At 35.9% G+C, this 25,698-nt stretch carries 19 protein-coding genes; 16 read left to right on the top strand and 3 right to left on the bottom strand.

Going from position 1 to position 25,698, the window contains the following annotated elements; translation table 11 throughout:
• Window positions 1–171: 171 nt before the first annotated feature.
• The 16 genes from BXY64_RS12470 (at window position 172) to BXY64_RS12395 (ending at window position 20,879) form a co-directional block, all read left to right on the top strand.
• The gene (locus BXY64_RS12470) at window positions 172–1,509 is read left to right on the top strand and encodes a serine hydrolase domain-containing protein (protein WP_120240319.1); all 1,338 of its coding nucleotides are present in this window, start codon (window positions 172–174) and stop codon (window positions 1,507–1,509) included.
• Window positions 1,510–2,426: 917 nt separating this feature from the next.
• Window positions 2,427–3,503 (top strand): butyrate kinase, encoded by a 1,077-nt coding sequence (gene buk, locus BXY64_RS12465; protein WP_120240318.1) that lies wholly within the window; start codon window positions 2,427–2,429, stop codon window positions 3,501–3,503.
• 1,747 nt (window positions 3,504–5,250) lie between these two features.
• The gene (locus BXY64_RS12460) at window positions 5,251–6,180 is read left to right on the top strand and encodes a hypothetical protein (protein ID WP_120240317.1); all 930 of its coding nucleotides are present in this window, start codon (window positions 5,251–5,253) and stop codon (window positions 6,178–6,180) included.
• Between the two features lie 345 nt (window positions 6,181–6,525).
• The gene (locus BXY64_RS12455; protein ID WP_120240316.1) at window positions 6,526–7,380 is read left to right on the top strand and encodes a carbohydrate kinase family protein; all 855 of its coding nucleotides are present in this window, start codon (window positions 6,526–6,528) and stop codon (window positions 7,378–7,380) included.
• On the top strand, window positions 7,381–9,501 hold the full coding sequence (locus BXY64_RS12450; protein WP_120240315.1) for a tetratricopeptide repeat protein: 2,121 nt from the start codon (window positions 7,381–7,383) through the stop codon (window positions 9,499–9,501).
• A gap of 162 nt (window positions 9,502–9,663) precedes the next feature.
• Window positions 9,664–11,076 (top strand): B12-binding domain-containing radical SAM protein, encoded by a 1,413-nt coding sequence (locus tag BXY64_RS12445; protein WP_120240314.1) that lies wholly within the window; start codon window positions 9,664–9,666, stop codon window positions 11,074–11,076.
• Between the two features lie 9 nt (window positions 11,077–11,085).
• Window positions 11,086–11,808 (top strand): hypothetical protein, encoded by a 723-nt coding sequence (locus BXY64_RS12440; protein WP_120240313.1) that lies wholly within the window; start codon window positions 11,086–11,088, stop codon window positions 11,806–11,808.
• On the top strand, window positions 11,805–12,581 hold the full coding sequence (locus BXY64_RS12435; RefSeq protein ID WP_120240312.1) for a sugar phosphate isomerase/epimerase family protein: 777 nt from the start codon (window positions 11,805–11,807) through the stop codon (window positions 12,579–12,581). Before BXY64_RS12440 ends, BXY64_RS12435 begins: the two co-directional genes overlap by 4 nt.
• 21 nt (window positions 12,582–12,602) lie before the next feature.
• Window positions 12,603–13,397, top strand: coding sequence for a hypothetical protein (locus BXY64_RS12430; RefSeq protein ID WP_120240311.1), 795 nt, complete (start codon window positions 12,603–12,605; stop codon window positions 13,395–13,397).
• 162 nt (window positions 13,398–13,559) lie between these two features.
• Complete coding sequence (locus BXY64_RS21435) at window positions 13,560–14,015, top strand: DUF5713 family protein (protein ID WP_211334490.1); 456 nt, start codon at window positions 13,560–13,562, stop codon at window positions 14,013–14,015.
• A gap of 60 nt (window positions 14,016–14,075) precedes the next feature.
• A complete protein-coding gene (locus tag BXY64_RS12420; protein ID WP_120240310.1) occupies window positions 14,076–14,681 on the top strand; it encodes a WG repeat-containing protein in 606 nt (201 codons plus the stop codon).
• Window positions 14,682–14,902: 221 nt separating this feature from the next.
• On the top strand, window positions 14,903–15,310 hold the full coding sequence (locus tag BXY64_RS12415; protein ID WP_120240309.1) for a phage tail protein: 408 nt from the start codon (window positions 14,903–14,905) through the stop codon (window positions 15,308–15,310).
• Between the two features lie 64 nt (window positions 15,311–15,374).
• Window positions 15,375–16,880: a S41 family peptidase gene (locus BXY64_RS12410; RefSeq protein WP_120240308.1), complete on the top strand. Its 1,506-nt coding sequence runs from the start codon at window positions 15,375–15,377 to the stop codon at window positions 16,878–16,880.
• A gap of 459 nt (window positions 16,881–17,339) precedes the next feature.
• Window positions 17,340–17,807, top strand: coding sequence for an NADH-quinone oxidoreductase subunit NuoE (nuoE, locus tag BXY64_RS12405; RefSeq protein ID WP_120240307.1), 468 nt, complete (start codon window positions 17,340–17,342; stop codon window positions 17,805–17,807).
• A gap of 46 nt (window positions 17,808–17,853) precedes the next feature.
• Window positions 17,854–19,041: an NADH-ubiquinone oxidoreductase-F iron-sulfur binding region domain-containing protein gene (locus BXY64_RS12400; RefSeq protein WP_120240306.1), complete on the top strand. Its 1,188-nt coding sequence runs from the start codon at window positions 17,854–17,856 to the stop codon at window positions 19,039–19,041.
• 56 nt (window positions 19,042–19,097) lie between these two features.
• On the top strand, window positions 19,098–20,879 hold the full coding sequence (locus BXY64_RS12395) for an NADH-dependent [FeFe] hydrogenase, group A6 (RefSeq protein ID WP_317124612.1): 1,782 nt from the start codon (window positions 19,098–19,100) through the stop codon (window positions 20,877–20,879).
• A 467-nt stretch (window positions 20,880–21,346) separates the two neighbouring features.
• On the opposite strand, the gene kdsA is transcribed toward BXY64_RS12395, so the two are convergent.
• The 3 genes from kdsA to BXY64_RS12380 all read right to left on the bottom strand — a co-directional run bounded on the left by kdsA (window position 21,347) and on the right by BXY64_RS12380 (window position 25,674).
• Window positions 21,347–22,165, bottom strand: coding sequence for a 3-deoxy-8-phosphooctulonate synthase (gene kdsA, locus BXY64_RS12390; protein WP_170150647.1), 819 nt, complete (start codon window positions 22,163–22,165; stop codon window positions 21,347–21,349).
• Between the two features lie 37 nt (window positions 22,166–22,202).
• Window positions 22,203–23,477 carry a replication-associated recombination protein A gene (locus tag BXY64_RS12385; protein ID WP_110360740.1) on the bottom strand — a complete coding sequence of 425 codons (1,275 nt, stop codon included), beginning with the start codon at window positions 23,475–23,477 and terminating at the stop codon, window positions 22,203–22,205.
• Between the two features lie 211 nt (window positions 23,478–23,688).
• The gene (locus BXY64_RS12380) at window positions 23,689–25,674 is read right to left on the bottom strand and encodes a tetratricopeptide repeat protein (protein ID WP_120240303.1); all 1,986 of its coding nucleotides are present in this window, start codon (window positions 25,672–25,674) and stop codon (window positions 23,689–23,691) included.
• Between the last annotated feature and the right edge of the window lie 24 nt (window positions 25,675–25,698).

The raw sequence follows: 25,698 nt of genomic DNA, 5'->3' as shown, positions 1-25,698 counted from the left end.
TTTTAGGATTAATGAATAAATTATTGCTATTTTTAAAATGGTTCTAATTTAGAATTGAATTTCGAAAAAATATAAACATTTTTGTAGCGAATTGAGTAGAAAAGAACAAGTTAACTTGTTGTTGGAATAAGTTGTGATGTTGGAAGTGCATGTTGAACGAATTTTTTTTGAATGGTAATAAGAAGAATATTTTCTTTCCTTATAGTATTATTTCTGGTCTTTTGTAACCGGAATTTTAGTTTCTCAAAACAAGGAACAAATGTCCTGGCCTTCGATAGTAGCATCGAGGCAGTATCTCACAGAATCTCAAATAATCTTTCAGAAAGTGTAGAAACAGCTCGCGCTGACCGCCTAATTAAGCGATTCCTAAGAAAATGGGAAGTAGCTGGTGCAACGGTAGCGGTGGTGAAAGATCAAAAGCTTTTGTTTGCCAAAGGCTATGGATACGCTGATATTGAAAATGAAGTAAAAGTTGAACCTTCTCACATTTTTAGAATTGCCAGTGTATCAAAACTGATTACTGCCACGGCAATTATGAAATTGCAGGAAGAGGGAAAACTTAAATTGGATGATTATGTGTTTGGAGAGCATGGAATTTTAAATGACTCCATCTATACCAATATTAGAGACAAGAGAACCAAGCGAATTACGGTAGAGCACTTGTTGAGACATTCGGCAGGTTATTCCAGTAGGTATGGCGATCCAATGTTTTTGCCATTGTCTATTGCTAAAAAAATGAAGGTGAAACCGCCTATTTCGGCTGAAACAACCATTCAGTTTGCCCTATCAAGAAGATTGCATTTTACCCCGGGAAGTAGAGGAGGCTATTCCAACCTGGGATATGTAATGCTTGAAAAGGTGGTTGAAAAAGCATCTGGTGAAAATTACGAAGACTATGTAAAAGCTCATGTGTTGAATCCAGCAGGAGTTTTCGATATGCATTTGGGTAAAAACCTGGAAGAGGATCATTACCCGAATGAGGTGAAATATTACGAACAATCCAATGCCATTAAGATTTCAGCATTCGATGGATCAGGAAAAACCGTTTTCAGATCGAATGGTGGAAACAATATCGAAGAGCTTGGTGGCGCAGGAGGTTGGGTTGCTTCAGCAGCCGAACTGATGAAGCTCCTATTGGCTATTGATGGGGATGACGCTCATCCGGATATTCTATCGAGCAAAAGCATTGCTTACATGACTACTCCAAATAAAAATGGACAAAGTCCGATTGGTTGGAAGGGCACAAGATCCAAAACATGGTGGAGAACCGGTACGTTGGCTGGATCTTCGGCATTGATGAAACACCAGGTTGGTGGATATAGCTTTGTGATCGTTACCAACTCATCTACCTGGCGTGGATCAGACTTTACAAGAGATTTGAGTGTTCTAATGAATAGAGTATTGAGATCGGTAAAAGAGTGGCCTGATCAAGACCTGTTCAATCATTTCGAGGCAAGGCAAGAACGAATGGCATTAGATAACTTACCAAAATATAAAGGGTGGAGCTGATTTTTATAATCAGCTTTTTTTTTGCACTTCATTCTATCTTTCTCCTCTAGGAGAAATGAACGCGTCTCCGGGACTCGTACTTGTGGCATTAGTGCTGTGTTTAAAATAGGATAGATTCTGAATATCAATTGCTCTCTATTCCATCTGGGATACTTCCTCTCCTGAAGCTATTCTTTATACACAAATTTGGAATCATTATTTTAATTAGATAATGGTGAATCATCTATACATTTGCAAGTTGAGTTTTTCCCTTTTAGGGAAAATGTCGACAGACAAAAGGGTGAAATAATAAGTGTTGTATGCTAAAGGCACCCCTCTGGCTGTCGCCATCTCCCCTATAAGGGGAGAATCTAGAAATTAAACGATTGCATACCTTTTTCTTTGTTGAATTATATTCGAGAATAGAATTGTGTATAAAGAGTAGCTTCAGGATAGGATTGAGGTGAGGTGATTAAAAAGATCAATCACAAAGGTCCTTCTACATTAAAGCTTCATCCGACTAAGTCAAAAAAAGAGCCTGTAGGGCTCAAATCTTAATAGCCTGTGGCAAGGCCCCAGGTATGATTAGGTTTTGCAATTCGTCGCAACTGCCATGCTGATATGAAATGACTCGCTTAATTGCGAGGGAATATTTTGCTCTATTAATTTTCATGTGTTAAAAGACCGCTTTGCAAATAAAAACACAGGCTTTATTTTATCTACGACTATTTCCTCTCCTTCAGGAGAGGATTGAGGTGAGGTAATCAACTAATCGGTATTAAACGATTTGCTCAAAATGGTATTAAATTGTAACTTAAAATCAATTTTAATTGTAAATTTGCATGTAAATACTGTGTAAATCCTATTAAATTCTAATTTGGTTTGATATTTTTGCACTCAATAATTACAACTTAAACACAAACATACTTTTATAACTAATGGAAACTCGTAGAATCTTAGCAATTAATCCCGGATCAACATCTACTAAAATTGCTGTATTTCAAGGTGATAAATCAGTTTTCTTGAAAAATATCAAGCATACCGCGGAAGAATTGGCAGAATTCAATCAGATAACAGAGCAATTCGAATTTCGCAAGAACATCATCATGAAAGAAATGGTGGATGCAGAAATTCAAATTGACCTAATTGAAGCTGTAGTTGGTCGTGGAGGATTGGTTAAGCCAATCGAATCTGGAATTTATGAAGTGAACGATCGTTTGAAGGAAGACCTAAGAGTGGGTATTCTTGGAGAGCACGCTAGTAACTTAGGAGGATTGATTGCAGACAATATTGCACAATCTTTGCCTAAAGCAAAAGCTTACATTGCCGATCCTGTAGTGGTTGACGAAATGATTGATGTAGCTAGAGTTTCAGGTCACCCTGAATTCCAAAGAGTATCTATTTTCCATGCTTTGAACCAAAAAGCAATCGGACGTGCATTTGCTCAATCTATCGATAAAAAATACGAAGACATCAACGTAATTGTAGCACACTTGGGTGGTGGTATTTCTGTTGGTGCTCACTTGAAAGGAAAAGTAGTTGACGTAAACAATGCATTGGACGGAGAAGGACCTTTCTCACCAGAACGTTCAGGTTCATTGCCAACAGGAGCTTTGGCAAAGATGTGTTTCAGCGGAGAATACACCCTTGAAGAGATCAAGAAGATGATCAAAGGAGAAGGTGGATTGGTAGCGCACATGGGAACAAACGATGCTTACGAGATCGAGTTGAAAGCCAAAGATGGTGATGCAAAAGCAAAATTGATTCAGGATGCAATGTCATACCAGGTTGCTAAATCAATTGGTGAAATGGCTGCAGTATTGAAAGGTGAAGTAGAAGGAATCCTTTTGACAGGTGGTATTGCTCACAACCCTGATTTGGTGAACTACATCAAAGAGATGGTTTCATTTATTGCACCAGTAGTGGTTTATCCTGGAGAGGATGAAATGAAAGCTCTTGCAATGAACGGTTACATGGTTCTTAGAAACGAAATTGAGCCTAAAGTATACGTATAATCGAAAAGATATACCTTAATATAGAAAGCCTTCGGTAATCCCGAGGGCTTTTTTTGTGTTTCACCACAAAAGCAAACGAAGGGATTTCACAAAGAACACAAAAGAAGAGCCTGTAGGGCTCAAATCATTATAGCCTGGGGCAAGGCCCCAGGTATGATTATCTACAGCAACTCGTCGCAACTGCCATGTTGATTTGGAGTAATTCGCTTTTTGCGACGAAATCAGCTACACTGAGGGTGCCTGACCAATTAAAAGCACAGACTTTACTTCATCTACTGGCTACTTCCTCTCCTTCAGGAGAGGACTGAGGTGAGGTGATTAGAAATACCTCATTCTATCTTTCTTCCCGATTCATCGGGATAGGCTCTTAAGGAGAAAGAAACACTGCTTCACCAATAACAAATACCGACTTTATTTCATCCAGTGACTACTTCCTCTCCTTCAGGAGCAATGTCATTAAGTTAAGGGTGAATCCTTTTGATAAACATTGCCAAAATTACCCCAAACCCCTAAAGGGGCTTTGTCCTGTGCGCGGTTCCCTTTAGGGTACAAAGCGAAGCGTCTCATGACTAAAAGGAATAATTAAAGGGTGAGTGTGGGGCGAAAACCTGCTAACTTAATGACATTGCCTTCAGGAGAGGACCGATGTGAGGAAATTAAAAAGAGCGCCATTTGAAAAAGGTAAACCAAAATAAACACAAAGGAAGAGCCTGTAGGGCTCAAATCATTATAGCCTGGAGCAGCGCCCCAGGTATGATTGGGTACAACAATTCGTCGCAACTACAATGCAGATAAGGAATGGTTCGTTTTTTTGCGACGAAATCTGTTGCCTTTCCTCAAAAAGAGGACCAAAGTGAAGTGCTCAAGTGTGATATATTTCACATCAAAAACCAGTTTAAAATAAATTAAACTATTGACTTATAAAGATTAATGGCATAAATTAGTACTTGTTCAATAGAGAAGGTGAAGATCGAAAGAGGAGCAGAGCATAAAGCTTGAACACAGAACTAAAATTCCTTCTGATGAAAACAAAACAGAAACTACAGAAAACCGCTGACCACGGTGACTTAAAAATTTCAATCATCCCAATTTGCGCATCCCTTCTGGTGCCTAGGTGAGCCAATTCTATACCACAGAATTAGACTCACAATCTTCCCAAAAATCGTTTCAGATTCCAAAATCACTCCTAAAAGCAGGATACCAACGTTCGTGCGCCATGTGCAATTGGGCTACCAGCAGGAGGAAACGATTCAGAAGCACCCAATTCTCTTCCAGGAACTCCCGAAATCAATCAATACTACAAAACAAATAGGGAGAAGCATTACAGAAATTGCTGAACAGAGCTGACAAAAGAGTGGACTTACCACCCACAAAGAAGTTTAAACTCCTTGACAGTGGGTTAAGGGGCTAGAACAATTGATCTAATGAGGTACAACAATCGGGTTAAAGGTGTAGAACAATTGACCTGATAGGGTACAACAATTGAGTTAAGAAGGTACAACAATTGAGTTAAGAAGGTAGAACAATTGGGTTAAGAAGATAGAACAATTGGGTTAAGGAGGTAGAACAATTGACCTAATGAGGTACAACAATTGAGTTAAGAGGGTAGAACAATTGACCTGATAGGGTACAACAATTGGGTTAAGAAGGTAGAACAATTGACTTAAGGAGATACAACAATTGGGTTAAGAATTTACAAATATGGAACAATGCCCGCTATTGGGTCAAAACAATAAATAATTGAAATATGAATTCAAGTGAGAAATTAAATTTTGGACAACTACAAAAGCTAGTTGCCTTTAAGAAAGCAAATGAAGAAGCTTTGAAACTGAATCCTCTATTGTGGCTGATGTTGGAAGATGCTGAAAGTTTTTACAATCGAATTGCTGATTTAATGGTTAAAGATGAAAAAAGCAGTAAGGCACTCACACAGGAAAAAGAGGTGATTTTTGAAAGTTTGACTGCTGATAGCGTGGTGACAAATGACATGCTAATTAGTTATGGGAACTACAAAAAGTTTATTCCTTTTATGAGTATCCAAGGTTGTTCGAAGACAGATTTGAACCGGGCACGCGATGAAGATGTGATCTCCAATGTTCAGAGCATGATAGCGGAAATTGAGGCTCACCCTGCAGAAAGTGTTGAGGCTGGTGTTAGCGAAGAGCGAAAGCTTGCATTAATTGCCAAGGTAGATGAAGCCATTACGATTGTACATGGGCCTGAAAAGTTCCGCTTGGAACAGCATGATGTGAATGTACAAATTGATGCAGAAATGGAAGGGTATAGAAAATTGTTGAACGATTCGATTAAGCCGAATATGAGAGCCAATTATGCGGATAGCAATCCTGACTTGTATAATGCCTTCCGGAATGCCATACACACCGATGCCTTGCCAAAGAAAACCAAGGTGATTACAGGCAGCTTTAAAAATGAAAAAGGCGAACCTGTAAGCGATGTGTGGATACAGTTGGATGAGGAGAAACCCGTGAAGAAAGGCGGTAAAAAAGGCCAGTTCTACTTTTACAATGTAGCAGCCGGACAGCACAGCCTGGTGTTTACCAAAGAATCCTACAAGCAAGAGAAAAGAGTGTTCATGTTAGAAGCCGACCATTGCATGCATTTCGACATTACCTTCATACTGGAAGAATTGCAGGTGGAAAGCGAAACGGAAGTTTGAATCACTCAATTCTAATCTCTCTGAAAGCCCCAGTAAATGGGGCTTTTTTTATATGTACAACGGTAGTTTAATAATAGATTTTAAAAAGTTAAATAAATTTAGATTGATTCTAAGGGAAATAAGCTAGAATATGTAAATGATATTTGAGGGAATAGTTTTAAATTTATTGGCCGGTTGAGAAGAATAATAACTCTTTAAGAGGAGAACAATATAGATTTTTGTTTCGGGAGTTCTGCATCAAAATGTAATTGCATGTATGTCTTCTAAAGTTGATAAATGCTTTCGCCTTATTGTTATAATTTTATGTTGTTTTTGTGAATTGCGTTAATAGTTTTCGTTTTTTGTATGGAAAAATGTAAGTTGACAATAGTTGGATGGTTATCAATTGACTATTTAAAAACAGCTACGGATTCAATGTATTCCCCAGGAGGTTCTGCATTGTATTCTTCTTTTGCGGCAGCGAAGAATTCTTATGTTGATCTAATTTCAATTATAGGTGAAGATTTTCCATTTACAGTCTTTAAGAATCTAGAAAAAGGATTGATAACAACAAATAATCTAAAAAGGATAAAGGGGAAATCTACAAGTTTTACTGTTACATACAATGATCAATGGGAGCCTTATTATGAATGCATAGAACAAGGAGTAGGTAATAGGTTGCAGCCGTCAATATTAGTTAATGACATAGACTCAAAATGGATTTATATTTCACCAATGATTCCTGATATACAGCTGCAATGGGTAGAGTTTGCAAAAAGTAAAAAATTAAAAATTGCATTAGGAACGAATAATATTCATACTTCTATTCCTGAAAAGAGAGAAATTCTATTAAGGATGCTATCTAGTATTGATGTATTTATGTGTAATAGAAACGAGGCTGCTCAACTTTTTGGAGGATTGAATGAGGAAGATTCAATTAATATGATGGGAGCGAAGGTTAAAATAGGTCTCATTACACTTGATAAGGATGGTTGTATTGCATCATTTAAGAATACTATAATTAGATATCCATCAAAAGAAACAAATATTGTAGATCCATCTGGTGCAGGAGATGTTTTTGCAGGTACATTTTTAAGTATTTGGATTTCTTCAAAAGATTTTACATTGGCAATAGATGAAGCAATGAAAGAATCGGCTAAAGTGATTTCTAATATGGGAATTTCTAGTTTTATGAATAAACCTTTAAATCTATTTTATTAGATGGAAGTATTTGGTATTGTTATAGGGATAATTGGAGGGCTATTTACAATAATTGTTGGCTCTATAGAAATACATAAGTTTATAAAAGATAAAAAAAATAGAATTTCGTCAAAAGGAACAAATCAAAGTACACCAATAGAGAAGCTGATTCCAAATATAAATGATCAGATAAGATTTCAAGGAGAGATTACCATAAACTCTAATCTTCCGAGAAGAGAGTTGTTTGTTGGTCGAAAGCAAGAAATTAATAATATTTATAAGGCATTTAATTCTCATTTTCCTATTATATCTATTACGGGAATTGGAGGAATCGGCAAGACATCAATTGCAAAAGAGGTATGTTATAAATTTTTAAACGAAAAAATATTTGACGGGGTAATTTGGATTACTGCAATGGATTCCAAACTGGAATTTGAAGAAGTAATTGACATTATTTTAAAATCTTCAGATTTGAATTTCGCTCTAAAGCTTCCCTTGAAAGAAAAGAAAAAACAAGTTAATAATTTACTTAATTCATACAAAATCCTACTTGTTTTAGACAGTTTTGAAGAGTTTGTAAATGATAAAGATTTAATTAAGTTTCTTGAGAATATCCCTTCAAACTCTAGAATTTTTTTAACAACTCGTTTTGTTGAAAATATTGATGCATTTCAGGTGCCATTAGAAGGGTTTGAAGAAGATGAATCATTGGAGTTTGTAATTGAACATGCTAAGTTAATAGGGTTAGAACTAAAGAGCGATGAAGAAAAGATTCTTTGGAAGTTATTTTCACTGATCGGATTTGCTCCTTTAGCAATGAAATGGGCACTTGGACAAATAAAACAAAGGGGACAATCTATAGAAACTGTTTCCAAATGGATAAAGTCCGCCAAGGGGGATATATTTGAATCAATATTTAACTATTCATGGAGTATTCTAAATGAAAATGATAAACTTGTATTAATGACCTCTAGTATATTGCATTCCTCAATTAATATTGATGTATACAATAGAGTTACAGAATTAGAGGAATCAACTTTGGAAGATGCTATTACAACCTTAGTGGAATTATCGCTTTTAAGTGCATCTAACTCAATGCAGAAAAAAGACAAGAAATATAAATTGCATCCATTAACGCGCTTCTTCACAAAATCTCATTTAAGAAAAAATAAACCGCTTGAAACTAAATTAATACAAAGATCTATATCTTATTATTTAGATTTTATTAATTCACACGGAGGGAAAAAATGGAAGTGGGGTAGTTTTGATGCATTAGATAGAGAATATGATAATATTGTTCAAACCATAAATTGGTTATACGATCAAAAAGAATGGCTCTCTATTAAAGAAATAAGAAATCAGTTGACATTATTTTTAAGTATTAGAGGTCATTGGAATAAAAGAAAAGAATTAGCCTATAAAGTTATTGAGGCATGTAGAGAAACGAATGATAACATAACAATGGCATGGTGCCTGGTTTATGATTTAGCATATATAGATTTGAAGTATAAAAAATACGATTCTGCTAGATTGAAGGTTAAAGAAGGAATTGAGTATTTTCAACTTCATGAAGATACACTAGGAGTAGCTACTGCTACTAGGCATCTAGGAAGAATCGCCCAAATGAAAGGAGACTATCAAAAGGCTAAGGAGCTATATGAGAAAAGTTATGCGATTTATAAATCGCAAGATCCTGATTATGGAGCATTTTTATTATGGGATTTAGGAGATTTATATAGAGAGCAAAAACAATATTCAAAGGCAAAAGAATACTTTAATAGGTCATTAAACGAGAGTTCTGGGAAGGAAGGAAAAAGTGAAGCTGTTAATTCAATGGCTCATGGATGTATGGGGGAAATTGCTCAAATGGAAAAGGAGTATGATCTTGCACTTTTTCATTATAAAGAAGGATTAAAAATAGCTAATCGAATAGGTCGTTCTGATGAAATGGCTTTAGCAAATAAACGTTTGGCTCTATTTATGTATAATATAGTAAAAGATGATGGACAGGCTTTAAAATACGCTAAGGATGCTCATGTTGTTTATTTTCAATTAGCAGATTATGAGTCTGTTAATGAGTTGATTTTATTGGTTCAGCGTATTGAAAAGAAGTCAAATATATGTAGTTCAGAATTAAAGTAAAATGAATATTTAGTAAGGCTATTAAATGTTAGAAACTTATAATAGTGAGTATCATTTTTAATTCATGATACATAAGAGTCATATAGTTGTAATGTTGATTTCCGTGTTTGTGAAAACTATTGACGTCAAGTAAATATTCTACTAATCTAAGAAAATCTTTAAATGAAAGTATTACTAATAAACCCTCCTTATTCTGCATATTCTCCTAAAGAATCAGCAATACCACCATTAGGGCTAGCAAGAATTGCATCAACTATAAGAAAAAAAGCAAATGTTCAAGTTCTTGATATGGCATGTAAGGAAGTGTTAGGGAAAGATCCATGGGGTGAACTATTACATACAATAAATTTATTAAAACCAAATATTATTGGAATTGGGCCATTAGTTACTTCTAATGTTAATAAAGGTTTAAGAATTGCGAAAATAATAAAATCAATATTGCCAGAATCAAAAGTTACGTTGGGAGGTCCAGATCCTACATTTACTTATAATAAGCTCTTACAGAATACCAATGTTGATACAGTATTTATTGGTGAATCAGAAAAGAGTTTTCTAGCTTACGTTCAATCATATAATGATGCATCATTATTAAAAAATATCAATGGAATAGCGTTTAAGTTAAAAGGCAAGATAATTTCTAATGGAAGAAACTACTTAACTAATAAAGAATTCGACTCTCTTCCAATGCCTGCTTGGGATTTGTTTCCTATTGAGGAATACTCCGAAATTGCGAAAAAAAACAATTTTGAACCTTATCTACCACTTGAGTCAAGTCGTGGTTGCCCTTTAGATTGTATATTTTGCTCATGCACAAATATTTTCAGCTCAAAAATAAGACTAAGAACTAGTCAATCTATTGTGAATGAAATTACGCATAATATAAATAAATATCACATCAAAAGATATGTTTTTAATGATGACAATGTTGGAATTCATATCAATCACCTATTAGCTATAGCTGATAAAATTATTAAATCCCAATTAGATGAAGTCAAATTTGCTATCTCATCTACCTTAGATTCAAAACTTTTTTCTGATTTAAACCACTTACTAAAAATCAAAGCAGCAGGTTTTGATGAAATCTTTATGGGGTGTGAGACAATCCATGAAGATGCTATAAAAAAAGTTAGAAAAACATCAAACCCAAATTTATGGGCGAAAAATATAAAAAATGCAGTAGAACTATGTAGAAGAGCAGGTATTGCCAGCAGAACTAATTGGATTATAGGCTTGCCTACAGATACAAAAGATAAACTTCTACAGACTATCGAATTTATAAAGGAATTAAAACCAGATACTGCATTAATGTCATTGCTGCAATCATACCCAGGCACATATATTGACCATGAAATTAATAAAGATGAGAATAAAATAGGTATTCATAAGCTGACTGAAAATCCATCTGATGTTGTTGCTTCAAAATTCGACCCTACTCTTTATACTCAATGGTTATCTAGTGATGAAATGATTGAGATTGCTTACAAATTTATTTATACACTTTCTCCATATTTTGAAGCAAATATATCAGGATCACCTTATTATATTTTTGAATTATGGAGAGAGCAGAATAATTAAATCAGAGTTATGGAAAAAGTTAAAATAATTGACAAAGCTAAAGAGTTTGTCTATAGTGAAGTGCTTAATGATAATGTTAATTCTGCGGTAATATGGGGTTCTGTATCTGAATCAGAAAAGGAAATAATTGATGAAAAGTTCGATGTTGATATACTTATTATAAATAAAAAAATTGAGTTTATTAACAAAGCGGAGATGCTTTATGGAATTCCTTCAAAAGCCTTTTGGGTGGATGGAATAAAGTATGATTTAATATTTGTTGATGTCCCTTATCTTGAGAATGCCTTATCACAAGGGCATTGGACTGTTTTTAGTGCGATTAAATCAGGTATAGTTTTGTATGATAATGGAATATTTGCCAATTTAAAACTAAATGCACCAAATTTTAAGGCATTTAGTATTCAGAAGTATAATGAGTGGTCTAATCAAGCAAAGAATTTACTGAATAAATCACAAATACTTATTGAACAAGGTGATTTTGAATCAGCAATAATTTTAGCAAGGCATTCTGCTGATGCAATGGTACAGGCATTTCTATTACAATGTTTAGGTAAACCATCAAGTCCTAAATCATTCCTAACTGATTTGAAACATAATGCCCCTAAAGAAGTTTTTTTTCAGTATTTAAGTATTCATGGTCTTCTTGAAAAACAAACAATTGATTCAATAAAAACGAATCTTCACACTATTGAATTCATCACATATTTAACATCTTTAATTGACAATAAATGAAAATAGGACTCTTATTACTAGATTCAAATCCATGGGATACTGTAGATGCTGCAATAAAAAATGGTTTTTCATCAGTTGAAATAGTATTGGACAACTATCTAGATGCACTAAAACTTGAAGATATTAAACTATTGAAAAAGTTATGTATAAAAAATGGTGTTCGTTTTGCAGTACATGCTCCTTCTGTAGATATAAAACTTGGTAGTTTAAATTCAGGTATTAGACGAGAATCATTGAATCAGCTATTAACAACAATATCATTGGTCGGAAATTATGCAGAATATATGACAATTCATACAGGATTCATACCGAAGTTTAAAAAAAAAGGTAGTCTTGAACAGGTAATTAACGGATTAAAAACTCTTGTTTGCGAAGCCGAGAAAGATAATATTGAAATTTGTATTGAAAATATTCATGAAAATTCAATAAACGAATTGTTGGACTACAGTTTATTGATTGAACCACGGAAAATACAATATACTATTGATATAGCACATATTGTATTGTACTCAAATTTTGACCCAATAGTCGGTCTAGAAATATTGTATGATAATGTTCGGAATATTCATGTAAGTGATAACGATGGAGTGAATGACCTTCATTTAACGCTTGGAAGCGGGATAATAAACTATGAAAATATCATCAATTATTTAGTTGCTAAATGCTATAGCAACACAATCACTATCGAAGCTATAAATTTGGAAAGTGCAATCAGAAGTAAGGAGTATATCCAAAACAAAATAAATATGACTAAGAATTATAAATGCAATTAGAACTTAATAAATAATGTAATCATGATGAACGCCAAGCAAAGAAAAACCATCTTTAGAGTTTTTATTTTTATTATCATAGTTTTAATATTAGGGCTAATAGCATCTTTAATTTTATCCTTTCAAGGAAAAGTTAACGCTGTTCCAACACTTCTAACCAGTGGATTCCTTGCGACAGGTGGCGTTTATTTCTATAAAATAATAAAAAAAGAGTTCGTTGATAATGAGATTTTACCATTTGGAGTTATTAAAGAGCACTATGAACAGCGTAAAACGGGCTTAGAGACCACTACCTGTGAATCATGTTCAAAAAGACTGGTGGATACGTCTTTGAAATATGCTGATACTATTTTAAAAAGAAAATACGGTAAAGAAGTCCAATTTGAAATTGCAATATTTACAAATATGGAAGAGCCTGATATTGAGTATTATTATAGTTCTACAGGTTCAAAAGTTCCTACTCATTCACATCTTCGAAAAATAAATCCCAAGTATTATGAAGAAAATAACTATGCTGCAGTAAAATATATGAAAAACCCAATTGAACCTATAGTAATGTTCTCAGATACTTGGCATCAAGTGGACTATTCACACGTAAGTGATGAGCAAAAGAAACGTGTACGAAGTCAGGCAATGTTTAATTTATGCAGTGATACTCCTTATGTGTTAGTAATAACTGGGAATAAGAAAGATATGTTTAACCAAGATGATAATGAGTGTATGGAATTAATCCAAGCTATTGGTAATTGTATTAGAGCGGATATTGAGCTAAAGAAAACACTGTCAGTTTGTCCCAAGGAGAATGTTAATATGAATTAATCAAATATCAGTAATGAAATCAAAATATCAAAGCTGTTAACAATGTAAAAAGATAATTGTTGATTTGCTACTAATTAGTTCGCTTCAATTTTTCTGTGACTTGACAGGAAATGATATAGAATCGGCCATTACTCATATGATTTACCGTTAACATTCAAAGCAATGAATAATCAAGTATTAATTATAATAGCTGCCTTCCTTTTTGCAGTGGTGTTATTTTCATGTAACACTAATAAAGAAAATAAGAACAAGGCGGAATTTAAGCAGTTGACAAAGCAGGATATTAAGAACAAAAAGCTTAAGAATTATAAGTTTTTAAATGGAATGCGTCAGGATAAATATTTTCCTGGTTTTTTAGTAGACAAATGTGAACGTATTTTGATAGAGCTATGTTTGAATATTGAAGAACAAAAACCTAAAAGCTTAAATGAACTATATAAACTAACTCATGGGGCTACCAATGAAATAAATGAATTACAAGATGAGTTTTATAAAAATGACAGCGAAATAGAGACGGCTGCTAGAGAAATCATTGCAATGGACTTTTATTTCATTGCCCAAGCATACTCGTTTAGTGCGGCTGACGTTGAAGAATTAATTGCAACAAGAGATTGGTAGAGAAAAACCGCTAATTATAATCTATAGCTTCTAAAGCGGTTCATAAAGAATTTAGAACTGATGAGCAGATCAAATCAAACTTTAATCCTATTGGGAATCATCCTTCTGATTTTCGCATCTTGTCGCCAATATATAAAGAGAGAAAGTACGCATTACAAGTACTACAATGCAAGCGAGGTGGATAGTTTATCAAAGGAATTCTTAATTGCAGTTACTGATGAGGAGTATCTAGAGTATGGTTCAAGTGTTGCCTATGTAGACAGCAAAGGGGATACCATTATTCCATTGGGAAGGTATGCTTATTTTGGAACGGATACTTTGGTTCATTTTGCCAATGTGATGTTATTGCCCACGGATACTTGTGCAGTAAGGCAAGTAGCGATAGATAAAAGCCAAAGAATATTATATGATATTGTACTATTCGACAATGGTCCTGATCCTTTTAGTGAAGACTATGTAAGGGTATTGCGCAATGGTAAAATGGGCTACGCAAATGAGTATGGACAAGTTGTGATCCCTTGTATTTATGCTTTTGCCAAGCAGTTTGTAAATGGAGAGGCTGAGGTTGCCTTCCATGCGAAGGAATATATGGATTTGGAAGAGCATAGGCGTGTTGAAAGTGATGAGTGGTTTAAGATTGATAGAAAAGGGAATAGGGTTGATTAAAACCTAACATTAAAGGTGCACTCTCTTCGTTTGTAATACCATTTATTAAAAATAGAGAGCTATTTTACGCTCTCGAATAGTTTAGGTATAATGCCGATATATAATTTGTTAGGCATTAGAAGTGAAGCGTACTAATGGCTTATACAAATTAATAATCGGTATAAAAATCAATCCATGTAAATGGTAAGTAAAAAGAATGCTAATCGATTAAGAATAGAAGAATGTCAGAAGATAAAACAAATGCCACTTGGCCATTGCCTAAGTTCTACTTTGAAGTAAAGCTGGAGTCAGGTATTGAAGCAAAATTTCAAGAAGTTGCAGGATTAGATCTTGCTAGTGAAGGAGGTTTGCAATCTGTGAATGTAAGCTTGAAAAAAGGGATTTTTACAAAAACTGATAACTATTTTAAATGGTACGATTCAATTAAAATGAATGCCATGAATAAATGTACTGTGCTCATTCGTTTGTTGGATGAAAGTGGTAAACCGGCAATGAGTTGGAAATTGCATAATGCCTGGCCAACTAGGATTTTGAGTCCTGATTTTAAGGAAGAGGGAGATGAAGTTGCTATAGAATTGTTGGAGATGGCTTATGAAGGGATGGAGACTGATGGTTCGGGAGCTAACTAAGGATATCGCTTAAAGTAATGGGTACTACAAAATCATTTGCAAGAATTAATAAGAAGATCATTTCATGAGAATATTATTGTTGACAATAACTGGCTTATTGTTACTGGGTAATCAACTTTTTGGGCAGGATAAAATTGATTCCAAATTGTTACAGGAAGAGCTGGAAATACTGGGAGATATTGTTATTGGAATTTCTCCAAAATTGAGTAAGGAGGAGAGAAACCAAATTTCTAAGCTGATAGAAGAAAAGAAAAATACCATTGAGGGTAAGGCTATGACTAGCTTGGAGTATTTTAATTTCCTGGCTGAATTGGATCTGCCCACACAATTTGATGAACATGCGAGTATTCAGATTGATGAAGATGTTTTGACCCCTCTACTTAAAAGAGCAAAACTATTTCCCATGCCTATAAAAATCTTGAAAGATCGTGTTGTGGTGAATGGTAAAAGTGGAATGTTGCCCTATGCGAGTATCATCCATTCCATTAATGGTCAAGCCATCGATTCGGTTTTAAGAATGATCTCTTCTGATTCAGATAATCTTTCGAAGAGGAATATGGAAAACCAATTTTCCTTTGACTATTGTATAAAAAAGCCTTTCACGCAATCTTATTCTGTTGCCTATTCAGAACCATCGGCCCCGGAAATAAACTTAAAAAAGAAGATTGATGGGTTAGATCTAAGCGAATGTGTGAAGGAGCTAAATGAGGTGCGTGTTTATCCATTGAATAGAGATTCTTTGAAAAACTTCATTAATACCAAATATTATCCCAAGCACAAAGTATATTACTTTCAGTTGAATAGCTTTAGTTGGGATGAGAATTCTAACTTGGGACGGTTTGAAAGGTTTAGTAATAAGAAGGCTAAGTTTGATAAATGCTTCAAAAAAATATTTAAAGAAGTTGGTAAGCTTGGAGCCGAGAACCTTATAATTGATCTAAGGCATAATGGAGGAGGGGAAATCCATAATCCCGGACTTTTATACTCTTATATCGCTAAAAATAAGTTTGTACAGCATGCTCAACTTGAAATTCCAGACTTCTTATTGCCCCAAGAGAAATATATTATAAAGTTGGATGATAAAGAATGTAAGGGAGAAGAAGATATTGCGGATTTTATGAATGCTTATCGATCAAATTTTGAAAAGGGCGAATCCAGTTATATCTCTGAAGCTATTAAAGAGCAAGAAATGTTTCCAAACAGACATGCTTTTCGGGGCAATGTATATTTGTTGGTAGGCGGTTATACTTGTTCCGCATCATCTTACTTTACGGCTATGTTTAAGGGGGAGAAGCGTGGTGTCATCATCGGAGAACAAATTGGAGGATCTCATCATTCAATTACGGCTGGTACCGATATTACCTATCAAATGCCTCATACGGGATTTAAAGTGAAAGTTCCGTTAATGGTGGTGAACTTTTCCGATGAGCTTTATGAAAAAGTACCTGAGTTAAAAGTCAATCCCGACATAGAACTTGGGGGTGAAAAATATTATCAATACTTTCTAAATAAGCAGGATCCGGAACTTGAGACCGTTTTTCAACTGATTACTGAAGGTGATATAAATTGAAGTGCGAATCAGAAGTAGAAAGTAATACCAGCTCAGTAAAATACAAACGGAAAGATGGCATCAGCTTGTATTTGATCACAAATCAAATTAATAACAAGTTTTCAGAAGCTAAAAACTTTAAAGTATTCATAGAGAAAGCCTTCGGATAATTACTGAAGGCTTTCTTTATGACTTTTGTCACGTTTATCATAGTTTAAAAGGAGTCTAAATACAAATTACGTATGTTTTGCGACATTTTATGTTGAACGTATTGGAAAATTATTATAGGTGTAAACCTTCCAGAGACCTTTTGTTTGCTGATGTTGGAGAGTTATGGATTTCTTAAGTTAAGCTTTAGTATTGTTTGTTTTGGTAATAGATTGACTGTTAAGGTTTTTTAAATAAATAGAGAAATATTTCTTTAATTTTTTTATATTCATATAGAAACTCTATTAGTATTAACCCTTAAACCTACAGTGTATGGATTTTCAAGAAAAATTAGTGCATGATTTAGTTGCCAAGCATGGTACTGATCGCGAAAATTTGCTTCCAATTCTTCAGGGAGTGATTGATCAGGAAAGATACCTATCGGAAGAGGCAATATTGAAGATTGCCAAAGAGATGAGCATACCTGCTGCTGATGTTTACGGAACGGCTACCTTCTATTCCTTCCTCGACACAGATCCAAGAGGCAAGTATGTAATTCGAGTATGCAAAACAATTACCTGTGCCATGAAAGGCAAAAACCAAATCATCCAGGCAATTGAGAACTTCTTAAAGATTAAGGTTGGTGAAACCACCATAGATAAAAAGTTTACCATTCTTCAGACCAACTGTTTGGGATGGTGTCATAAGGCGCCTGCCATGCTGGTGAACGATGATGTTTATACAGAGCTTACGCCAGAATCGGTGGTGGATATTTTAAGAGAATATCGCGAAGAAAACTAAGCTAGTATTAGATAAAGCAAAACTAACAATCTAAATACCCTTTGGTATGACAACAACTAAAAAACAACTTCATAGAATCGATCTTATCTTTAAAAATGAGCAGGATTGTAAAGAGATTCTTAGAAATGCATTGGCAAGGTCCAATCAGGAAGTAATCAATGAGATGGTGAATTCCGGTCTCAAGGGTAGAGGGGGAGCAGGATTTCCAACCGGCTTGAAATGGAAATTGACTGCCGAGCAAAAAGTAGATGAAAAATTTGTGATTTGTAATGCCGACGAAGGCGAACCGGGAACCTTTAAGGACAGGGAAATTTTAACCCGAGTGCCTCATAAAGTTCTATCCGGTATGGCGGTTTGTGCTAAAATTATTGGTGCAAGAAAAGGCTACATTTATTTAAGAGGAGAATATAAATTCTTGGTTCCAAATCTGAAAAAGGAATTGAGAAGATTTCACGATATATTAGACGAATTGGGATTGGATTTTCGTGTTGAAATTTTCATGGGAAGTGGAGCATACATCTGTGGAGAGGAGAGTGCTCTGTTTGAATCGATGGAAGGCAAGCGCGGGGAGCCTAGAAATAAGCCTCCTTTCCCAACCGAGATTGGTTATATGGACAAGCCAACGGTAATCAACAATGTGGAGACATTGGCACATTCCTATACCATTTTAAAGTATGGTGCGAAGAAATTTCGCGAACTGGGTGTGAAAGATTCTCGCGGATCGAAGGTATTTTCGGTTTCGGGTGATACGCCAATTCCAGGCATTTATGAATTAGAGCTTGGTATGTCGGTACAGGATTTCGTTGACGACTTTGGTGATGGTGACACCAAAGCTGTTCAGGTGGGAGGAGCCTCTGGTTTCTTGGTTCCACGTAAACGATTTGGAAAGACTTCCATTGGTTATCAAGGAAAATTAACGGGTATTTCATTGCCTACAGGAGGATCGATGATGATCTTCAACTCTTCTCGCTCCATGTACAATGTATTGAACAACTACCTGGATTTCTTCGAGGAGGAATCATGCGGACAATGTACTCCATGTAGAGTGGGCTGTCAGCAACTACTAAAAGGCATCAAAGCCGTGAAGCGCGGTGAAAAGCCAGCCTCTTATTTGGACCAATTGCTTAAACTTACCGATACGATGAAGTTGACAGCTAAATGTGGTTTGGGCCAGTCTGTGGCTAATTCATTCTCTTCTATTGTAGAAAATTTCCGTGAGGAAATGATTTACTAAGAAAGAGCTAATTCCTATTTATTTAAACCATTAAAAAGAAATTTGATATGTCAAACATGGTAAATTTAACAATCAATGGAATAGCTGTAAGTGTAGAAGAGGGACAAACCATTCTCGAAGCAGCTGAAAAACTCCATATCAAAATACCAACTTTATGCTACCACAAAGACCTTTGCGTTGCAGGGAACTGTCGTGTTTGTGTAGTAGAACAGGTTGGAAACAATAAACTTGTAGCTTCATGTGCCATGCCTGTTTCAGAAGGTATGGAAATTAATACCAATACACTGAAAGTTCGTAATTGTCGCAAGCACATCATCGAATTGTTGCTTACCGAGCACAACGAGGAATGTACCAAGTGTTATCGCAATGGGCATTGTGAATTGCAGGAATTGGCGGCAGAATATCAGATTACCAACCAGGATTTTATTGATTTGGTTCCTGATAAGAACTATACGGTTGACAGAATTTCTCCTGCCATTGAAAAGGATGATTCGAAATGTATTCGTTGTCAGCGTTGTGTTCGTACTTGTGCCGAAATTCAGAGTGTTGGTGCCATTGCGGTAGCTCACAAAGGTTCTGAGATGAAGATCTCAACGGTATTCGATCGTGCATTGGACGAGGTCGTTTGTACCAATTGTGGTCAGTGTATTGTTCACTGTCCTACGGGTGCTTTAACTGAGAAATCGTATGTAGAGAAAGTTTGGGATGCCATTGCTGATCCTGAATCTCATGTTGTGGTGCAAACGGCTCCTGCTGTTCGTATCGGTTTGGGTGAAGAACTGGGATTTGAGCCGGGTACTCGTGTTACCGGTAAAATGGTTTCTGCTCTTCGTCGTTTGGGTTTTGATTCGGTATTGGATACTGATTTTACTGCCGACCTTACCATTATGGAGGAAGGAACTGAGTTGTTGACAAGATTGAAGCGTGCATTGGTAGAGGATGATCCTGATGTTGCATTGCCTATGGCGACCTCTTGTTCTCCAGGATGGGTGAAGTACATCGAGCACAAATACCCAGAGTATCTTCCTAACCTGTCTACTTGTAAATCACCTCAGCAGATGTTTGGTGCTTTGGCAAAGACCTATTATGCGAAGAACGTTAAAGTAGATCCTCAAAATATTATTTCTGTTTCCATCATGCCGTGTACGGCCAAGAAATATGAGGCCAACCGTCCAGAAATGAAGGATAGCGGTTACAAGGATGTTGATTTTGTATTGACTACCCGAGAGCTTGCAGTAATGATTCGTCAGGCTGGTATTGAGTTTGAAAAATTAAATGATGAATCCTTTGATTCCATTATGGGAACGGGTTCTGGTGCTGCAGTCATCTTCGGTGCAACAGGAGGTGTAATGGAAGCGGCTCTTCGTACAGCTTACGAAATTGTAACTGGACGTGAGGTACCATTTGAGAATCTTGAAATTCTTCCTGTTCGTGGTCTGGAAGGTGTGAAAGAAGCGAGCATTAAGATTGAGGGAACTGTTGATGATTGGAAATTCCTTGAGGGAGTTGAGCTGAAGTGTGCAATTACCAATGGTCTTGAAAATGCACATCAATTAATGGACAACATCAAGAATGGAGAAAGTTTCTATCACTTTATAGAAATTATGGCATGTCCAGGTGGTTGCCTGGGAGGTGGTGGTCAGCCATATCCAGTAGATGATGAAGTTCGTATGAAGCGAATGCAAGCGATTTACAATGAGGATAGTGATCTTCCGATCAGAAAGTCACACGAAAATCCTGAAATCGTTCAAATTTATAAGGAATTCTTAGAAGAACCTTTAAGCCATAAATCTCACAAATTACTTCATACCACATATGTGAAGCGTGAGCAATATTAGTAATAGGTAATTTTGTGTAAAAAGAAAGATCCGGCCTTGGTCGGATCTTTTGTTTTGTATGTTTTCTGTGTTAGAATGTATTTTGATGCTCTCTCTTAAGATCTTCTATTTATGTGTAAATATGAAATAACGTTATTGATTAAATGCATATGAATATTAGAGAACATTTTCATGTTGAACTTTTCCCTTTTAGGGAAAATCCCGACAGGGAAAAGGGTGAGATAAGAGATTCAATTAAAAATACACCCCTCTGGCTGTCGCCATCTCCCCTAGAAGGGGAGAATTTAGAAATTAAACAATTAGATATCTGATTGTTTGTCGAATTATATTCAAGAAAATAAATGTGTATAAAGAGAAGAGTTCAAGATGATGGGTATCAATCATTAATACCCTGTATAAAACAACTGAGAGCATCACTTGAAGTGACACTCTCAGAACCCTATGGGAATTTCTTAATGATTTCGATATTAGAATTGATTGATCGTTTTTCGAATTGCAACCAATTTTGTAAGTAGATCTTCCAAATAATCCAAGTGTAGCATGTTTGCACCATCCGACTTTGCATTTGCAGGGTCAGGATGCGTTTCGATGAAGATACCATCAGCACCAATTGCAATACCTGCCTTGGCAACTGTTTCGATTAGTTCAGGGCGTCCACCAGTTACACCACCAGCCTGGTTTGGCTGCTGCAAAGAGTGAGTGATATCCAAAACAACAGGACAATTGTTTTCTTGCATTACTGGAATACCTCTGTAATCAACAATCATATCTTGGTATCCAAACATGTTTCCTCTATCGGTAAGCACCACTTGATCGTTACCTGATTCACGAACTTTGTTTACAGCAAACTTCATAGATTCAGCAGCCAAAAATTGTCCTTTTTTGATGTTGACAACCTTACCTGTTTTTGCAGCAGCTACCAAAAGATCTGTCTGACGACATAGGAATGCTGGAATCTGCAATACATCTACATACTCAGCAGCAATGGCAGCTTCTTCAGGATTGTGGATGTCAGTAACGGTTGGAACTCCGAAAGTATCGCTTACTTTCTTAAGGATTTTTAGTGCTTTTTCGTCACCAATACCTGCAAAAGAATCCAATCTTGAACGGTTGGCTTTGCGGTATGATCCCTTAAAGATGTAAGGAATTTCAAGTTTGTTGGTGATTTCAACAACTCTTTCGGCAATTCTCATGGCAATCTCTTCGCCCTCAATTGCGCAAGGACCAGCTAAAAGAAAGAAGTTACCACTATCGGTATGTTTAATATTTGGAATATTTTTAATCATGATTTTCGGTTTTATTTAATGGCAAAAGTAAGCAATTTTAGAATCTATTCTTCCACCAATTTTTTAATCTCTCCCAAATTTTTGCTTCTTGAGCATTTTGTTGTGGGATATACAAGCGTTGATTTTTAATTTCTTTGGGTAAATAATCCTGTTCTACAAAGTTACCCGGATAATCGTGTGAGTATTTGTAGTTCTTTCCGTAGTCCAAATTCTTCATCAATTTGGTAGGAGCATTTCTCAAATGTAAAGGTACAGACAAGTTACCTGTTTCTCTCACCAATGCTTGCGCTTTGCCTATTGCAAGGTAGGAAGCATTACTTTTTGGCGATGTAGCAAGGTAAATAGCAGTTTCCGACAAAATGATTCTGGATTCTGGCATTCCAACCAGGTTAACGGCCTGAAAGCATGCATTGGCAAGCAATAAGGCATTGGGATTGGCCAATCCAATGTCTTCACTGGATGAAATTACCAGTCGGCGTGCAATAAATTTTGGATCCTCACCACCTTCCAGCATTCGGGCCAACCAATACACAGCAGCATCCGGATCGCTACCTCTGATGGATTTGATCATTGCTGAAGCAATGTCGTAATGTTGCTCTCCATCTTTGTCGTACATCGATGGATTTTCCTGAAGCTCCTTGGTCACCAATTCATTGGTGATGATGATCTCATCACTGGTTTGTGAATTGATTACGAGTTCAAGAATGTTTAAGAGTTTTCTTGCATCACCACCCGAAAACTTTAGCAGCGCATCCTTTTCTTTGACGCTGATGTTTCTTTCTTTTAGGTAGCTATCGTTCTCAATCGCATGATCGATCAAGTGTTCCAACTCTTCTTTTTCCTGTGCTTTAAGCACGTAAACCTGGCATCTTGAAAGAAGTGGAGAAATTACCTCGAAGGAAGGGTTTTCGGTAGTAGCACCAATTAAGGTTACGGTTCCATTCTCAACCGCTCCCAATAATGAATCTTGTTGCGATTTGCTAAATCGATGAATCTCATCGATAAACAGAATCGGGTTGGGAGAAGAGAAAAACCTTTGGCTTTCGGCTTTGGCAATCACTTCTCGAACATCCTTAACACCAGAGTTAACTGCCGATAAAGTATAGAACGGACGATTCAGCTGATTCGCAATGATTTTTGCCAGAGTGGTTTTACCAACTCCAGGAGGTCCCCACAAAATGAAAGAGGAGATGTTTCCTGATTCTATCATTTTACGCAGTACGGCTTTTTCGCCAACCAAATGTTTTTGTCCAAGATAATTGCTTAAATCTTTTGGACGCAGGCGTTCAGCTAAAGGTTGATTTGGTGTCATTTATTTTATCGTTCTATCCTGATATCAGGACAATTTTTAATAGGAGACTTTGAATAACCCAAAATATGTGCCGAGTTCAAGGCTAGATAAAGTTTAAACCCGGAGCAACCTTTTGGTTGTGAGGACTTAAAATTTTTGATAACGAAGAAATCGTCCATAGTTTGGAGGTTTTAACTAAAATCACAAAATTAAAATACTTATTCAAAGTCTTCTAATCTTGTTTGTTACAATATCGTTTGATTACATTGTATGCATCAATTAATCCAAGCTCACCAGCCTTACTTAAATCTTCGTATGCCAATGTTTTATCGTTAAGGAACAGATAAATTAGCCCACGATTGTAGTATGCTTCTTTAAAGTTAGGATCCAATTGTAAAGCCCAATCATAATCGGCAATGGCTTTCTTGAATTGTTTTGACTTGGCGTAGGCGTTAGCCCTGTTGAAAATTGCAAAACCAAAGGATGGATCCAATTGAATTACCCTGGTGTAATCCTTAATTGCGCTGGAGTAATCAACAATCACTTCGTTTTTATCCTTTTTATCATCAGGTCTTAAGCTAACCACCGATTCATTTCCTGTTCCAATGGATTGGATGTAATCGGTCATGGCTACCAATGCGTTGGCGCGATTGAAATAGGCAAAAATCTGGTTCTTATCTTTCGCCAAAGCTTTGTTAAAGTCATCAATGGCATTGTTGTATTTCTTGTCCATCAGCTGATAGGTTCCTCTGTGGAAATAAGCTTTGGCCGGATCGGATTGAATTTGATTCTGTGCAGCGGCAATCTGCTTTTCAACCAATGATTTTGGATACCTTCTTAAGTGATTGGAAATGGTAAATGCAGGACTGTAATTGTGCTGCTGGTTGTATTTCATGATTGTTTGATCGTAATACTGAATCTTTCCTGCACGCAAGCTATCCATGCTCAAGTGTGTAATGTGAAAGTTGTCTTCCAATTCGATGTTTACGCGTTTATCCTGAACTCGTCCTTTAATAATCTCTTCGGTAAATGATTCTCTGGAATTTAAGTCAATCAAACGTTGAAAGTTTTCTGTTGTATCAACAAACGCAGACATTTTGCCTTCGTTTTTCATTTTCTTGTATCTGTCGATAATCTGTAATGCCTGATGTCTATCTTTCATGGCACCTTGTTCATCATTTAAATCACGCTTTACCGATGCTCTGGCAAGGTAGGCTTTGGCAAAATCAGGATAGATTCGAATGGCAGTGCTAAAATCGGCCATGGCACCATACAGGTCTCCAATGTCAGTCTTTACAAATCCTCGGTTGAAATAGATTAGCATGTTGTCAGGATTCATTTCCAAAACATTGTTGAAATCATCAATTGCTGAATTATAGTCTCCAATTTCTGATTTTAACAAGGCTCTGTTGTAGTAACAGTGAGCATTATTGGGATCAATTTCAAGCACTTTGTTGTAATCATCCATGGTGCCCTTTAAGTCTTTTAGACGGTAATTTGCGAAAGCTCTTGCCATAAGAACCCTCGCATTTTCCGGTTCAAGTTTTAAAGCACGGTTGTAATCCTTTATGGCTTCGTGGTAATCTTCTTTTTTGAATTTTAGATATCCTCGATTTCCAAAGGCATGGGCCGAGAAGTTATTCAATTGAATGGCTTTGTTACAATCTTTTATTGCACCATCGATATCATCCAGATTTTCACGTGCAATGGATCGATTTAAATAAACGCCTAATATTTCCGGATCAATTTGAATGGCTTTTGTATAATTTTCTTCTGCACTTTTGTATTGTTTTAAGGATAGCAAACTATTCCCCTTGCTAAAATAAATATCTGCCATATTGGGTTTTAGCAGCATGGCCTTATCAAAATCAATGATTGCATCCTGGAATCTATTAAGTGCATTTTTGGCAATTCCCCTGTACAGAAAAGCAAAAGTGTAATTGGGATTCATTTCAATGGCTTTGGTATAATCAACAATTGCACCATTGTAATCCTCAAGGTGAGATTTTGCCAGTCCCCGAAAGAAATAAGGTTCAGGTAAATATGGTTTTACCCTGATGATGTCGTTGAATTTGTTGATTGCCTCGGTGTAATCATCAAAATAAATTGCACTTCTACCTTTATCGAAAATATTGTTGGTGTTTAATTGTGCCTTTAAAACTATAGGACAGGATAATATAATCAGAGTGATAATAAGCTGAACAAATCTATTGCGCATTGTATTCTTTTTTGGTGAGCTTGA

Source organism: Marinifilum flexuosum (assembly GCF_003610555.1).
Taxonomy (GTDB): domain Bacteria; phylum Bacteroidota; class Bacteroidia; order Bacteroidales; family Marinifilaceae; genus Marinifilum; species Marinifilum flexuosum.
This window is presented reverse-complemented; position numbering and strand designations above follow the sequence as displayed.